Annotated in this window: 13 protein-coding genes and 1 riboswitch; of the genes, 7 read left to right on the top strand and 6 right to left on the bottom strand. The window is 65.0% G+C overall.

Annotated elements, in window-relative coordinates; genetic code table 11:
- Positions 1–4: 4 nt before the first annotated feature.
- The 5 genes from ACKTS9_RS10035 to ACKTS9_RS10015 all read right to left on the bottom strand — a co-directional run bounded on the left by ACKTS9_RS10035 (position 5) and on the right by ACKTS9_RS10015 (position 6689).
- Positions 5–1621, bottom strand: coding sequence for a Na+/H+ antiporter NhaC family protein (locus ACKTS9_RS10035; RefSeq protein ID WP_349215447.1), 1617 nt, complete (start codon positions 1619–1621; stop codon positions 5–7).
- 149 nt (positions 1622–1770) lie between these two features.
- Positions 1771–1944: riboswitch (Lysine riboswitch) on the bottom strand.
- A 102-nt stretch (positions 1945–2046) separates the two neighbouring features.
- Entirely contained in the window at positions 2047–3405 is a 1359-nt protein-coding gene (locus ACKTS9_RS10030; protein WP_349215446.1) for an MATE family efflux transporter, read from the bottom strand.
- 73 nt (positions 3406–3478) lie between these two features.
- A complete protein-coding gene (locus tag ACKTS9_RS10025; protein ID WP_349215445.1) occupies positions 3479–4816 on the bottom strand; it encodes a CCA tRNA nucleotidyltransferase in 1338 nt (445 codons plus the stop codon).
- 65 nt (positions 4817–4881) lie between these two features.
- A complete protein-coding gene (locus ACKTS9_RS10020; protein ID WP_349215444.1) occupies positions 4882–5670 on the bottom strand; it encodes a hypothetical protein in 789 nt (262 codons plus the stop codon).
- Positions 5671–5789: 119 nt separating this feature from the next.
- Entirely contained in the window at positions 5790–6689 is a 900-nt protein-coding gene (locus ACKTS9_RS10015; RefSeq protein WP_407880549.1) for an MGDG synthase family glycosyltransferase, read from the bottom strand.
- 72 nt (positions 6690–6761) lie between these two features.
- Between ACKTS9_RS10015 and ACKTS9_RS10010 the strand changes: the two genes are divergently transcribed.
- Positions 6762–7334, top strand: a complete 573-nt coding sequence (locus tag ACKTS9_RS10010) for a TetR/AcrR family transcriptional regulator C-terminal domain-containing protein (protein WP_349215442.1) — start codon at positions 6762–6764, stop codon at positions 7332–7334.
- Here ACKTS9_RS10010 and ACKTS9_RS10005 read toward each other — a convergent pair.
- A complete protein-coding gene (locus ACKTS9_RS10005; RefSeq protein WP_407880547.1) occupies positions 7298–8215 on the bottom strand; it encodes a hypothetical protein in 918 nt (305 codons plus the stop codon). The genes ACKTS9_RS10010 and ACKTS9_RS10005 overlap by 37 nt on opposite strands.
- Positions 8216–8406: 191 nt before the next feature.
- Between ACKTS9_RS10005 and ACKTS9_RS10000 the strand changes: the two genes are divergently transcribed.
- Genes ACKTS9_RS10000 through ACKTS9_RS09975 form a run of 6 tightly spaced genes read left to right on the top strand, consistent with a single transcriptional unit; the run spans position 8407 to position 14154 of the window.
- Positions 8407–9384, top strand: coding sequence for a LacI family DNA-binding transcriptional regulator (locus ACKTS9_RS10000; protein ID WP_349215440.1), 978 nt, complete (start codon positions 8407–8409; stop codon positions 9382–9384).
- Positions 9385–9403: 19 nt separating this feature from the next.
- Positions 9404–10408, top strand: coding sequence for a 3-dehydro-L-gulonate 2-dehydrogenase (yiaK, locus tag ACKTS9_RS09995; protein WP_407880544.1), 1005 nt, complete (start codon positions 9404–9406; stop codon positions 10406–10408).
- A gap of 11 nt (positions 10409–10419) precedes the next feature.
- Positions 10420–11070: an HAD family hydrolase gene (locus ACKTS9_RS09990; RefSeq protein WP_407880542.1), complete on the top strand. Its 651-nt coding sequence runs from the start codon at positions 10420–10422 to the stop codon at positions 11068–11070.
- Positions 11071–11094: 24 nt separating this feature from the next.
- Entirely contained in the window at positions 11095–12546 is a 1452-nt protein-coding gene (locus ACKTS9_RS09985) for an NAD(P)/FAD-dependent oxidoreductase (protein WP_407880539.1), read from the top strand.
- Positions 12536–13801: an NAD(P)/FAD-dependent oxidoreductase gene (locus ACKTS9_RS09980; RefSeq protein WP_407880537.1), complete on the top strand. Its 1266-nt coding sequence runs from the start codon at positions 12536–12538 to the stop codon at positions 13799–13801. Before ACKTS9_RS09985 ends, ACKTS9_RS09980 begins: the two co-directional genes overlap by 11 nt.
- On the top strand, positions 13798–14154 hold the full coding sequence (locus ACKTS9_RS09975) for a DUF1667 domain-containing protein (protein WP_407880535.1): 357 nt from the start codon (positions 13798–13800) through the stop codon (positions 14152–14154). Before ACKTS9_RS09980 ends, ACKTS9_RS09975 begins: the two co-directional genes overlap by 4 nt.
- Position 14155: the final 1 nt, after the last annotated feature.

Here is a 14155-nt window from a genome sequence, read left to right as displayed (position 1 = left end):
GGGGTCAGACGGATGTCTTTTCCCGGGTGAGAACTTTGGCCGCTGCCAAAAAGCCCAGCAGCAGCACCAGGCCCACCGGCAGGGCGATCCAGGCGGAGCGGACGAAGCCCGCCACCAGGTATGTGACAAAGCTGATGACCGCCACGCTGACGGCATAGGGCAGCTGCGTGGACACGTGGTTCACGTGGTCGCACTGGGCGCCCGCCGAAGCCATGATGGTGGTGTCGGAAATGGGCGAGCAGTGGTCGCCGCACACGGCGCCGGCCATGCAGGCGGAGATGGAGATGATCATCAGTTCCGGGTCGGAATTTTCAAACACATGCACCACAATGGGAATCAGGATGCCGAAGGTGCCCCAGGATGTGCCGGTGGCAAAGGCCAGCAGGCAGCCCACCACAAAGATGATGGCAGGCAGCAGGCTCATCAGGCCCTCCGCGGAGCTCTTGACCAGCTCGGCCACGAACACGTCCGCGCCCAGGCTGTCGGTCATGGCTTTCAAAGCCCAGGCAAAGGTCAGGATCAGGATGGCCGGGACCATGGCCTTGAAGCCTTCGGGAATGCAGTCCATGCACTGTTTGAAGGTGAGGATGCGCCGCACCAGATACAGGATGACGGTGATCACCAGGCCGAAGAAGCTGCCCAGCGCCAGACCCACGGATGCGTCGGAACCGGAGAAGGCGGTGACAAAGTCCACGCCGCTGAAGAAGCCGCCGCTGTAAATCATGCCCAGGACGCAGCACACGATCAGAGAGAGAATGGGGATCAGAAGATCCATCACGGTGCCGGGCGCGTTGGACACGTCGTCCGAAGAGCCGGCGTACGGGTTTTTGCCGCTGAACAGATCGCCGTCGAGGGCGTTGCGCTCAAATTTGGCCATGGGACCGTAATCGATGTTGGCCAGGGAGATGACGATCAGCATGGTGATGGTCAGCAGCGCGTAAAAGTTGTAGGGGATGGCGCGGATGAAAATGGACAGGCCGTCCTCGCCTTCCACAAAGCCGGTGACCGCCGCGGCCCAGGAAGAAATGGGGGCGATGATGCACACCGGGGCGGCCGTGGAGTCGATGATATAGGCCAGCTTTGCCCGGGAGATGTTGTGCCGGTCGGTGACGGGGCGCATCACGCTGCCCACCGTCAGGCAGTTGAAATAGTCGTCGATAAAGATCAGCACGCCCAGGGCCACGGTGGCCAGCTGCGCGCCGGCCCGGGTCTTGATGTGTTTGGAAGCCCACTGGCCGAAGGCCGCCGAGCCGCCTGCCTTGTTCATCAGGGCCACCATGGCGCCCAGGATGACCAGGAACACCAGAATGCCCACGTTGTAGCTGTCAGACAGAACAGCGATGATGCCGCCGGAGAGCACGTGGTTCATGGTGCCTTCAAAGGAGAACCCGGAGTACAGCACCGCGCCCACCACAATGCCGATGAACAGAGAGGAATACACCTCTTTGGTGATGAGGGCCAGGCCGATGGCCACCACCGGAGGCAGCAGGGACCAGAAGGTCGCGTACAGGCCGGGAACGTCCTGCGCCGCCGCATCCTCGGCAAAGGCCGGCACGGCGAACAGGAAGGCGAAGGCCAGAACAGCCACCGCCGCTGTGAGAAGTTGTTTTTTGCGGAGCATAGTGAGAGAAACCCCTTTCCAAAATAACGCGGGCCATGCGGTCCGCTTTCTTTTTATGCGGACCTGCGTCCGTACAAAACAAAAGCCGTGCCCGTGCGGCCACAAGGGCGGACACGGTTCACGGCGTATGGTGCAGCATGTGCAGAATAAGCGGTGATAGCGCTCCACAATTCCCTTTGTGGCAGTCCGCCGCATCTTTTGCTGCGAACCAAGGAACAGACCGTCGGGCCTGTCTGAACCTTTCGGCGGCGCTCCCTTTCCCGCGGCGGTCACCCGGACCGTTCTGCCGCGTTACTCATGAGAACCGCGCCTCTATCGTACCAAATCTGGAATTTTCCTGTCTGTGACAACACAGACAACCGCATTATAGCATTGTTTTGCGAAAAAGCAAATGCTTTTTGAAGTTTTTGCCCCAAAAGACAGCTTCAGGCTGTTTTCGGCTCTTGGGGAAGGAATTTTCCCCGCTTGTAATAGACCAGAAAACAGATGCTGGTCAGCGTCCAGCTGATGGGGTAACTGGCGGTCACCGTGAAGATGTCCCGGTGCAGGGGCACCACGAAGAAGATCCAGATCACCCGCAGCAGGCACACGCCGCAGCCCGTCATCACCATGGGCACCAGCGACTGGCCGCATCCGCGGATGGCGCCGGACAAAATTTCGATGCACACATAGGTCACATAGAAAGTGGACATGTGCAGCACCAGCTCCGAGCCGATGGCCAGCACCGCCTGGTCCTGAGTGAACAGGCGCAGAAGAGAGCCGGAGAAGGTCACCACCAGCGCGCTCATGGCCAGCGCGGTGCCTGCGCACATGGCCATGCACACCCGCACGCTTTTGCGCACCCGGTCGTACCGGCCCGCGCCGAAGTTCTGCCCCGCGAAGGTGGTGATGGCGATGCCGTAAGCGCCGCTGATCATCCAGAAAAAGCCGTCTACCTTGGAAAAGGAGGTCCAGGCGGCCACCGTATCCGTGCCGAAGGAGTTGATGCAGCTTTGCACGATCACGTTGGAGATGGAGTACATGTTGGACTGCAGCGCCGCGGGAATGCCCACCGCCAGCACCGCTTTCAGGGCCGATGCGCAAAAGCGGATGCGGGTCGGGTCCATGTGATAAATGCGGCTGGTGCGGGTCAGCACCAGAAAGATCAGCCCGGCGCTGACCCACTGGCTGAGCACGGTGGCCAGCGCCGCGCCCAGCACGCCCAGGCCCAGGAAGGCCACAAAGACCACGTCCAGCACGATGTTGGTCAGGCAGGCGGCCAGCAGGAAATAAAGCGGGCGTTTGGTGTCGCCCACGGCCCGCAGAATGCCCGCGCCCACATTGTAGAAAAAGGAGGGGATGGAGCCGAAGAAATACACGCTCAGATACGTCACCGCGTAGTCCATCACGTCCTCGGGGGTTCCCATGGCGGTCAGGGCGGGGCGCGCCACCAGCACGCCCACGGCGGTGAAGGCAAGGCCGCCCCACAAAGCCAGCGCGGCCGAGGCGTGCACTGTTTTCTGCACGGTCTGCGCGTCCGAGGCGCCCACGCTTTGGGCAATGACCACCGTGGTGCCCGCAGCCACGCCCACAAACAGGTTGACCACAATGTTCACCAGGTTGCCCGTGGCGCCGCCCACCGCGGCCAGCGCGGCTTTGCCCACGCACTGGCCCACAATGACCGCGTCAAAGGTGTTGTAAAGCTGTTGAAAAAAGGTTCCCAGCAAAATGGGGAAAAAGAAGATCAGAAGCTGTTTCCAGATGACACCGCTGGTGATGCGGTTCTGGGTGGCGCTGGCCGTCATGGCACATTCCCTCCTTGTATTTTTTCACCGATGCGCCACCCAGTATAGCACAGCGGGGCGGAAAGTCAATCACTCAAAGCAGGTGTGCCAGATAGGCGGCGCGCTGCAGCAAAGCGTCCCGTTCGTTGGGCACTTCGCCGTCGATCACGCTGTCCAGCAGCGCGTTCAGCACACGGCCCACCTCCGGGCCGGGAACAGCGCCCGCTTCGATCACGTCCCGGCCGTTCACCGCCAGCATGTCCAGCCGGTAGCACGCGCCCGCCGCCAGCTGTGCGCGGGCGGTTTCCACAAACGCGTCCAGCTGGGCCAGGCGCTGTTTGACCCAGGGGGTGCAGGCGTGGGCGGTCAGGTCCGCCCGGCGCAGGGCGGCCAGCTGCATCAGTCCCGTTTCGTCCAGGCGCCGCAGCCAGCGCCGCACGCCCTGCGGGGTGGCAGGCAGGGCCATATCGTGCATGCGCACCAGCTGCGACACCCGGGCAATGCGGCTTTTCGGGGCGTGAAGCCGGGTCAGAATCTTCTGCACCAGCTGTGCGCCCCGCTCGTTGTGCCCGTAAAAATGACCGGCGCCTTCCGCGTCCAGCGACAGGCAGCCCGGTTTTCCCACATCGTGAAGGAAGGCGGCCCAGCGCACGTTGGGGTCTGCGGGGGCAAAGGCCACGGCGGCCGCCATGTGCCCGTAGACGTCCCGGTCGTGGTGGATGCTGTGCTGTTCCAGCCCGATGCAGGGGGCCAGCTCCGGAATGACCGGGACCAGAATGTCCCCGCAGCCGGCCAGCACCCGCCCGGCGGCGGGACCGCACAAAAGTCTTGTCAGCTCCCCGTACAGCCGCTCGGCGGAGATCCGGGTCAGAAGCGAACGGCAGGCGGTCATGGCGGCCAGGGTTTCGTCCTCAATGGAAAAGTCCAGCTGGGCGGCAAGGCGCAGCCCCCGCAGAATGCGCAGCGCATCTTCGGAAAAGCGGGTTTTGGCGTCGCCCACACAGCGGATCTGCTGGCCGCGCAGATCGGCGCGGCCGCCGAAGGGGTCCCGCAGGCCCCGGCGGGGATGGCAGGCCATGGCGTTCACCGTAAAGTCGCGCCGGGCCAGGTCTTCTTCCAACCGGTCCACAAAGTGCACCTGGCTGGGATGGCGCCGGTCCCGGTAATCCTTCTCAGTCCGGTAGGTGGTGATCTCGTACACACCGCCGCCGGCGGCCACGCCCACGGTGCCGTGCTTTACGCCGGTCAGCACCAGAGGCCGGCCGGCAAAAATCCGGCGCAGGTCCTCGGGGCGGGCGTTGGTGCACAGGTCCCAGTCGGCGGGCGTGCGGCCCAGAAGGCGGTCGCGCACGCAGCCGCCCACGGCCCAGGCTTCAAACCCGGCCTGTTCCAGTTCGTTCAGAAGCGTCAGCACTTCCCGCGGCCATTTCATCGCACGACCTCCTTTCGCGGGACAAAAAACGCCTTGGCCGGACAAGTCCGGCCAAAGCGGTCCGATCAGTTTTCGGCCTGCAGTTCTTTCTGCAGCGCGCGGGCCTGCGCCAGAATGACCACGTCGCCTTTCAGGCCGGTCACTTCCTTCAGCACGCCCCGGGCCTCGGCCCGTTTGCCGGCCGCCGCGTAGATGCGGGCCAGCAGCAGGCGGCAGACCGCTTTGTGAAGCGTGTTGGAACGCGAGCTCAGCTCTTCCCGCACAAGCGTCACGTCCACGGGTTTTCCGTCCGCCAGGTCCAGCTGGATCTGGTTGGTCTGATAGGTGCGGTCATAGTTGGGGCTGATTTTGTGGTGCTCCCGTTTGGCCACGTCCAGCAGTTCGGCCATCTGTGCCTGGGCGGCGCGGGCGCCTTCCACATCGCCCGCCATCATTTTATAAATGCAGGTGTTGCCCGCAATCAGAAGCTGGGTGTCCACCCGTCCCTTTTTCTCGGGGATGGGCAGAGAAGAGATCAGAGAGAGGGCTTTTTCCGAGTCGCCCGCATAGGCGTAGGCGTTGGCCAGGTGCGCCTGCAAAGTGCGGCGGCACCGGTCCGACAATTTCTGCTGGCACACCGGCTCGTACTGTTTGATAAAGCGGCGCGCTTCCAGCTCGTTGTAAAAAACCGCCAGCAGCCGCAGGTAGATCTCCTGCGCTGTCATCATGGCGTGCACGCGGGACGCCACCAGGACCACCGCCCCGGGCACCAGTGCGCACAGCACAAACGGGGAGAGGCCGAACTTCCACAGCAGCACCAGCCCGCACAGAACCGCGGTCACCACCGCGCTCCCAATTCCTCTTTTCCACAGCACGCGGCTGGCTCCAAAAACCGAAATAAACAATGAACAAACGCCCCTTCCTGATCGCAATCCGTCTGCCAACAGTATAACAGACTTTGCGAACAAAGCAAAGGGGCGTTTGAAAAACAGAATCAAAGGCTGGCCAGCAGCCGGCACACCGTCTCGGCGGCACAGGGGTCCGCCCCGGTGCTTTGTGCCTGGCGCATGGCACGGGCGCGGCCGGTATTCTGGCACAAAAGGCGGGCGGCCCGGGCTGCTGCGCCGGGGGTGCGGGCAGGCAGAGCCATTCCGCATTCCGCGAACAGGGCGGCGCCGGGTGCGTCGCCGGTCAGCACCAGAGGGGTGCGCCGTGCGGCCGCCCGGGCCAGAAGGAGAGGATGCGCGCTGCCCACCAGCACATTGCAGCTGTCCAGCCACAGCTCCAGCGGGTGCTGTGCGCCGCGCACCAGGACCCGCGGCTGCCGGGCGTAGCGGCGGGCCAGCCGCGCCGAAAGCTCTTCATCGGAACACACTGCGGCGACCCAGGGGTGAAAGTCCGGCAGGTCCAGCAGCGCGTCGATCTGCTCGCCCCGGGCATTGGGCGCCAGCACCAGCCATCCGCCCCGGGGAATGCCCAGCGCGCGGCGGGCGTCGATGCGGTCGAGCCCCAGCCCGCCGTATACCGGAACGCCGGTGACGTGCAGCGCCCGGGCGGGAATGCCCGACCGCAGCGCGTCCTGGATCAGAGACGGGTGCGCAAGGGCGTAGGCATCGCACCCGACCCAGCCCGGCGACCACTGGTAATCGGCTGCAAGCCCCAGCGTGGGAACGGCCAGCTGTCCGGTGCGGCGCAGAGCCCGCAGCATGCGCACCGCCCGGGGATGGACCGCAGTCACCGCGTCCCACCGGCCGGCGGCGATCTCCCGCGCCAGGGCGCGCGGCTGCGTCTGGGGCAAGATCCGGCCGGTATCTCCCCGGGCGCGAAGCCGGGCGCAAAGAGCTTCGGCTGCGCCCAGCCCTGCCGCCGAAGAGCCGATGATCAGAATCCGCATGGGGGCCTCCTCGTTGCAAAATGTTGAAAAAACAGATATACTGTTGAGAAATTACTGAAATGAGGTGGAACCGTGCCGTCATCCCAGCAGACCAAGCAGCTGTTTGCCGACAGCATGAAACAATTGATGATGAAAAAGCCGCTGGAGGAAATTTCAGTAGGGGACATCGCGCTGCAAAGCGGGATGAGCCGCAACAGCTTTTATTATCACTTTCAGGACAAATACGATCTGGTGACCTGGATCTTCCGCACCGAGAGCGCTGCCTATCTGGCCCAGGCGCCCAACCGGGACAACTGGCAGGAAATTCTGCGCGGCCTGTGCCGGTACTTCCGGGAGAACCGCGCCTTTTACTGCAACGCCATGTCTTACAACGGGCAGAACTCCCTGCGGGAATATCTGTTCGACACCTTCAGCGGCGTGGTGCAGCAGCATTTGCTGGACGGCAACCCCTGCGCTCTGGAACCGCAGGACGCGGCTTTTGCAGGCGAGTTTTTCGCGGCCACCATCGTGGGCCTGCTGGAGCGCTGGTGCGCCCGGGGCATGCGGGAGGATGCGGCCCGCTACGAGGACTGCCTGACCCGCATTTTATCCGGCGAGATGCTGAACACTTATCTGCGCAGCGTTTCGCCGGAGTCGGACCAGTGAACCGACGCCCCTGCGGAAATGTACTTTTCCAGGACGCGGCTGTCCGACTGCCAATCCATCAGAAATACGGGGGCGTCCGGCGCTTTGCGCTGGGCGCTCACTGCTTTTTGAAGGGCTTTTTCCCCGGCGCGCTCTCCGCCGGCCCACAGAATGCACAGCCGGGTCCATTGGGCCAGGCCGCGCACGGCCTCTGTGTCCAGTTTTGCCCCGTCGGGCAGGCGGTAAAACATTCCGTAAAACAATTTTTCGCTGCGCAGCCACTGGGCGGCATGGGCGCAGCTGTCCGGCCCGGCGCCCTCGGGCACCGTCAGCAGGGGCACGGCATTTTCCGCAGCGCGCAGCGCCCGGACCAGTTCGGGCGTGAGAGCATCGGGAAAAATGCGCAGAAAGAACAGACTTTCCCGGCAGTCAAAGGAGACGTGCCGCAGCAGCGCCTGCGCGGCTTCGGCCCCGGCGCAGTCGGCACAGAACAGCCGGGTGCCGGTTTTCCGGGCCCGCAGCACGGCCTGGTGGTATTCGGCGGCCTGCGAAGGGCTGTCCAGCCGGACGCACTCCAGCCAGACAGGCGCGTTTTGGCGGCGCAGTTCCACCACGCCCGCGGCCAGCGCTTCCAGCCCCAGGTTGACGGCCAGTGTGCAAAGCTGGTTTTCACCGACTTCCTCCAGAAGCTGCTGCACCAGCGGATAGTAGGCGCTGTCCGCTTTTTCCAGCAGGCGCTGCGCCGTGGAAAAGAACAGTTTCTGGCCCGGGCTGCGCGCTAAAAGCGCCCCCATGTCCACATAACTTCGCAGCTGGCGGAACCCGTCCCGCTTTATATCCTTTACGGCCCGATGGGCCAGCGTCATGGCCCAGGCGCGCATGCCGTCGTGCTCGGTCGTCATAAGGCGATCCCCCCGTTTCATCGTTTCTTTCATTGTACGCGCACGCTGGTGAAAAAGACAGGGACACATCGGTTTTTTTGTTCAAAACGTGGGAACAAAACCGATTCCGTTGACAGGAAAAAGGCTTTTCGATATAGTGGGGATGAAAGTTCTTTCATGAATGTTTCATATTGTTTGGGCGGGGGTTTTCTATGAATATTTACGACATTGCACGGGAGGCCGGGGTCTCCATCACCACGGTGTCCCGGGTACTCAACGGAAAGGACAACGTCAGCCCCGCCACCCGCCAGAAGGTGGAGGCGGTGCTGGCGCTGCACAGCTACGTGCCCAGCGCCATTGCCCGGGGGCTGGTGGCCAAAAGCATGAAGACCGTGGCGGTGCTCACGGTGGACGTTCGGGTGCCCCATTACGCCCGCACCGCCTACGCCATTGAGCACGAGTGCAGCCGGCGGGGCTACAACGTGCTCATGTGCAACACCGGCGAGGCAAAAGAGGCCGGCATGCACTATCTGGAAGCAGTGATTGAAAAACAGGTGGACGGGGTGATCCTGGTGGGATCGGCCCACAGCGCCCTGAACACCGAAAGCCGCCTGAAAAAGCTGCTGGTGCGCACCCCCACGGTGGTGGCCAACGGCCGGCTGAAGCTGCCCAACTCCTATTCGGTGCTGGTGGACGACCACCTGGGCGTGGGCCTGGCCGTGGATCATCTGGTGCAGAAGGGCCACCAGGACATTGTGTACGTGCGGGACATGGACACCGAAAGCGCCCGCCGAAAATACGACGGCTATCTGGCGGCCATGAGCCGCCACGGCCTGACGCCGCGCATGCTGGACACCCAGCCCACCCTGGCCGGCGGCATTGAGGCGGCCCAGGCCTTTTTGAAGCTGAAGAAGGCCACGGCGCTGGTCTGCGGGGAAGATCTGACCGCTGTGGGCGTTTTGAAAGGCCTTCTGCGGGCCGGGGTCCGGGTGCCCGAAGACGCGGCTGTCACCGGGTACAACAATTCCGAGTACGCGCACATCTGCGAGCCGGAATTGACCAGCGTGGACAACAAGCCCGAGATGGTGGGCCTGATGAGCGTGCAGCTGCTGGAGAGCCTGATCGGCGGCCGGGCGGACCCGGCCAGCGTGGTGGTCCAGCCGCAGCTGGCCCTGGGCCAGAGCACCTGAACAGAGAGGAGAGACGATCATGCGCATTCCGGCAAAGACCATGGAGACCGTGATGGAACAGATCCTGCTGCAGCATGGGGCGGAGGCGGAAAACGCCGCCCTGACCGCCCGCATCTTCACCCAGTCCAGCGTGGACGGGGTGTACAGCCACGGCGTGAACCGTTTTTCGCGGCTGATCGGCGCCGTGGACCGGGGCGTTGTGGACCCGCAGGTGCGCCCGGTGTGCACGGTGCGCACCGGCTGCATGGAGCGGTGGGACGGCCGGAGGGGCCTGGGCACCGTCAACGCGCACCTGGCCATGGAGCGCGCCTGCGCCCTGGCCAAAGAGCAGGGCATGGGGCTGGTGGCCCTGGAAAACACCAACCACTGGATGCGGGGCGGCACGTACGGCTGGCAGGCGGCCGACCGGGGCTGCATCGGCATTTGCTGGACCAACACCATGCCCAACATGCCCGCCTGGGGAAGTGTGGAAGCTTCGGCGGGCAACAATCCGCTGGTGATCGCAGTGCCCCACAGCGGCGCAGAACATGTGGTTTTTGACTGTGCCATGAGCCAGTTTGCCTACGGCCGGCTGGAGCAGGCCCGCCGCCGGGGCGAACAGCTGCCTGTGCCGGGCGGCTGGGATGCACAGGGCCGGCTGACCACAGACCCCGGCGCCGTGGAACAGACCCGCCGGCTGCTGCCCATGGGATACTGGAAGGGCAGCGGGCTGGCCGTTATGCTGGACTTGGTGGCGGCCATGCTCTCGGGCGGGCGCACCACCGGGGAGATCGGCCGGGCAGGCCCCGAGGAGACGGATCTGTGCCAGATTTTTCTGGCCATGGACCCCGCAGCGCTGGGCGGTGACACGGACCGGGTGGTGGAGCAGGTGGTGCACTTTGTGTGCGGCGCCGCCCCTCAGGACCCGGCCAGTCCGCCCCGGGTGCCCGGCCAGCGGGAGAGAGCCGTTCGGGAAGAAAACCGGCGGCTGGGCGTTCCGGTGGACCCGGACGTCTGGGACGAGATTCTGCGCCTGCAGCGCTGAGGAGGACGCACATGGTCAAGGGTGTTTTGTTCGATATGGACGGCTTGATGTTCGACACCGAGCGCCTGAGCCTGGAGGCCTGGCGCTTTGCCGGGCGCCAGCTGGGATTTGCGCCGCGGGACGAATTTCTGCTGGCGCTGCGCGGCAGCATGGGCGACGAGGCTCGGGCAAAGCTGCAGCGGGAGTTCGGCCCCGGGTTTGATTACGACCGGACCCGGCAGGTGCGGCTGGCCTATGCGGACAGCTGGATCGAACAGCACGGCATGCCGGTGAAGCCCGGTCTGCTGCCGCTGCTGGAAGAATTGAAAGCCCGGGGCATCCCCGCGGCGCTGGCCACGTCCACCACCCGGCCCACCGCCTGGGGCTATCTGACCCGGGCGGGTGTGAAAGACTATTTTGCCGCGTCGGTCTGCGGCGGGGAAGTGAAGCGGCCCAAACCCAATCCGGACGTGTTTTTAAAGGCCGCGGGCCTGCTGGGGCTGGACCCCGGAACGTGCATGGTGCTGGAGGACAGCCCCAACGGCATCGCCGCGGCCCATGCGGCCGGCTGCATCCCGGTGATGGTGCCGGACCTGACCCAGCCGGACCCGGCGCTGCGGGCTCTGTGCGCCCGGGTGGTGCCTTCGCTGGATCAGGTGATCCCGCTGCTGGAACTTCTTTAAACCAAACAGGATGGAGGGAACCGTATGTACGACTGCATCATCATCGGCTGCGGCATCACGGGCGCGGCGGCGGCTTACCGCCTTGCCCGGTACCGGGGCCGGTTCGCGGTGCTGGAGAAAAGCAACGATGTGGCCAATGCCACCACCAAGGCCAACAGCGCCATCATCCACGCGGGCTATGACCCGGCCCCCGGCACGCAGATGGCCCGGCTGAACGTGGAAGGCAACCGTCAGGCCGCGGAGATCTGCCAAAAGCTGAACGTGCCGTTCCGGCGCACCGGCAGTCTGGTGCTGGCCTTTTCCGAAGAGGAGTGCCGCACACTGGATGAGCTGTACCGCCGCGGTGTGGAAAACGGCGTGCCGGATCTGGCGCTGCTGTCCGGTGCGGGGGCGCGGGCGGTGGAGCCCGGGCTGTCCGACCAGGTAAAAGCGGCGCTGTATGCGCCCACCGCCGCGGTGGTCAACCCCTGGGAGTACGCGCTGGCCATGGCTGAGACGGCGGTGAAAAACGGCGTGGAGCTGTATCTGGAGCATCCGGTCACCGCCATCCGCCCCGTGGAGGGCGGCTATGCGCTGACCACGCCCCGGGGCGAGTTTTGCGCCCGGACCGTGATCAACGCGGCGGGCGTCCACGCGGACCAGGTGGAGAGCCTGATCGCGCCGCCGGGCTACCGCATCCATCCGGTGCGGGGCGAGTACTGGCTGCTGGACAAAAGCGAGGGCAGCCGGGTGCGCCATGTGGTGTTTCATTGCCCCAACCGGCAGGGCAAGGGCGTGCTGGTGGCGCCCACGGTCCACGGCAACCTGATCGTTGGCCCCAACGCGCAGCCGGTGGAAGACCGGGAGGACGTGGGCTGCTCGGCCCAGGGCCTTGCGTTTGTGCGGGAAAAAGCGCGCAAAAGCGTGCCGGGCGTGCGCTTTGGCGAAAACATTCGCAATTTTGCGGGGCTGCGTGCCACGGCGGATACCGACGATTTTCTCATTGGGGAAAACCCCGCCGCCCCGGGCTTTTTCCATCTGGCGGGCATCAAGTCGCCGGGCCTGACGGCCGCCCCGGCCATCGGGCTGGAGGCGGTGCGCCTGCTGCAGGAAAAAGGGCTGGCTCTCGAGGAGAAAGCGGATTTTGACGACACCCGGGAGCATGTGGTGTTCCGGGAGCTGAGCGCGGAGGAAAAGAACCGGTGGATCCGGCGGGACCCCCGGTACGGGCGGGTCATCTGCCGGTGCGAGACCGTCACCGAGGGCGAGATCGTGGCCGCTGTTCACGGCGTCATTCCGGCCACCACGGTCAACGCGGTCAAGCGGCGGTGCAACGCCGGCATGGGCCGCTGCCAGGGCGGGTTCTGCGGTCCCCGGGTGCAGGCCATTCTGGCCCGGGAGCTGGGCGTGGACCCCACCGAGGTGCTGATGGACGGGCCCGGCACGCAGGTGCTCACGGGCGAGACAAAGACAGGAGGCGGCCACAATGAAGTATGATCTGATCGTCGTGGGCGGCGGGCCCGCCGGTCTGGCTGCCGCAAAGGCCGCCCGGGAAGCGGGCCTGACCCGCATTTTGATTCTGGAACGGGACAAGGAGCTGGGCGGCATTCTGAACCAGTGCATCCACAACGGCTTCGGCCTGCACCGTTTTCAGGAAGAGCTCACCGGCCCCGAGTACGCAGGGCGGTATCTGGCCATGCTGGAGGGCACGGGCGTGGAGACCCGGCTGGACACCATGGTGCTGGAAGTCACGCCCGACCGGCGGGTGTGCTGCATCAATCCCCGGGACGGATACCGGGAGTATGAGGCGGCCAGCGTGGTGCTGGCCATGGGCTGCCGCGAGCGGACCCGCGGAGCCATCGCGCTGCCGGGGTCCCGGTGCGCGGGCGTGTTCACCGCGGGCGCGGCCCAGCGTTTTTTGAACATGGAGGGCTACATGGTGGGCCGCCGGGTGGTCATTCTGGGCTCCGGCGACATCGGGCTCATCATGGCACGCCGCATGACGCTGGAGGGCGCGCAGGTGCTGGCCTGCGTGGAAGTGATGCCCCATCCCGGCGGGCTGACCCGAAATATTGTGCAGTGTCTGGAAGATTTCAACATTCCGCTGTATCTGTCCCACACCATCACGGACATTCGGGGCAGCGGCCGGGTGGAGCAGGTGACTGTGGCGCAGGTGGACGAGAACCGCACCCCGGTGCCGGGCACGGAGCGTGTGTTCGATTGCGATACGGTGCTGCTCAGCGTGGGGCTGATCCCGGAAAACGAATTGACCCGGCAGGCGGGCGCACAGATGGACCCGCGCACCGGCGGCGCACAGGTCTGGGAGAATATGGAGACCAGCATTCCCGGCGTGTTTGCCTGCGGCAATGTGGTCCATGTGCACGACCTGGTGGATTTTGTCTCTGCGGAAAGCGAGCGCGCGGGCCGCGCGGCCGCAGCGTTTGTGCAGGGCAGCGCCGGTCAGGCCGGGCCGGTGCTGGAGCTGCAGGCGGGCCAGGGTGTGCGCTACACCGTGCCCCAGAAGCTGCGGCTTTCGCAGGTGGAGAAAAACGCCGAGGTGTTCTTCCGTGTGACGCGCATGTTCGGCCCCGCCCGGGTGCAGGTGCGCAGCGGCGAACAGGTGCTGGCCCGGTTTGCCCGGGACCGCATGGCCCCCGGCGAGATGGAGCGCATCGCGGTGCCCCGGGTACTGCTGGACAAAGCGGACGCGGAGCAGGCGCTGGTGGTGGAAGTACAGGAGGAGACGCCATGAGAGAGCTGACTTGCATTGTGTGCCCCAAGGGGTGCCGGCTGAAAGTGGATGAAGCGCACGACTGGGCGGTCACGGGGAACAGCTGCCCCCGGGGCGCAGAGTACGGAAAAGCCGAGTGCGTCGCGCCCACCCGCGTGGTCACGTCCACGGTGCGCATCGAAGGGGGAACGCACCGGCGCATTCCGGTGAAAACCAGCGGCCCCATTCCGAAAAAGGACGTGTTTGCGGCCATGGCGCTGCTGGACGCGGTGTGCCTGCAGGCCCCGGTGGAAGCGCACGTTCCGGTGGTGCGGGACATTTTGGGCACGGGGGTGGATTTTATCACCACCCGGGCCATGAAACGGGAAGATTGAC

This window comes from Owariibacterium komagatae, assembly GCF_045865535.1.
GTDB lineage: Bacteria > Bacillota > Clostridia > Oscillospirales > Ruminococcaceae > Ruthenibacterium > Ruthenibacterium komagatae.
The sequence above is the reverse complement of the archived record's forward strand: the minus strand, read 5'-3'. Positions and strand labels throughout refer to the sequence as shown.

Bases quoted from the DNA above. Each gene is read 5' to 3' on its own strand.
- ACKTS9_RS10030 (WP_349215446.1), bottom strand. From the start codon at position 3,405: ATGACGGCCAGCGCCACCCAGAACCGCATCACCAGCGGTGTCATCTGG.
- ACKTS9_RS10025 (WP_349215445.1), bottom strand. From the start codon at position 4,816: ATGAAATGGCCGCGGGAAGTGCTGACGCTTCTGAACGAACTGGAACAG.
- yiaK (WP_407880544.1), top strand. From the start codon at position 9,404: ATGCGCATTCCGGCAAAGACCATGGAGACCGTGATGGAACAGATCCTG.
- ACKTS9_RS10015 (WP_407880549.1), bottom strand. From the start codon at position 6,689: ATGCGGATTCTGATCATCGGCTCTTCGGCGGCAGGGCTGGGCGCAGCC.
- ACKTS9_RS10035 (WP_349215447.1), bottom strand. From the start codon at position 1,621: ATGCTCCGCAAAAAACAACTTCTCACAGCGGCGGTGGCTGTTCTGGCC.
- ACKTS9_RS09980 (WP_407880537.1), top strand. From the start codon at position 12,536: ATGAAGTATGATCTGATCGTCGTGGGCGGCGGGCCCGCCGGTCTGGCT.
- ACKTS9_RS10005 (WP_407880547.1), bottom strand. From the start codon at position 8,215: ATGACGACCGAGCACGACGGCATGCGCGCCTGGGCCATGACGCTGGCC.
- ACKTS9_RS09985 (WP_407880539.1), top strand. From the start codon at position 11,095: ATGTACGACTGCATCATCATCGGCTGCGGCATCACGGGCGCGGCGGCG.
- ACKTS9_RS09990 (WP_407880542.1), top strand. From the start codon at position 10,420: ATGGTCAAGGGTGTTTTGTTCGATATGGACGGCTTGATGTTCGACACC.
- ACKTS9_RS09975 (WP_407880535.1), top strand. From the start codon at position 13,798: ATGAGAGAGCTGACTTGCATTGTGTGCCCCAAGGGGTGCCGGCTGAAA.
- ACKTS9_RS10000 (WP_349215440.1), top strand. From the start codon at position 8,407: ATGAATATTTACGACATTGCACGGGAGGCCGGGGTCTCCATCACCACG.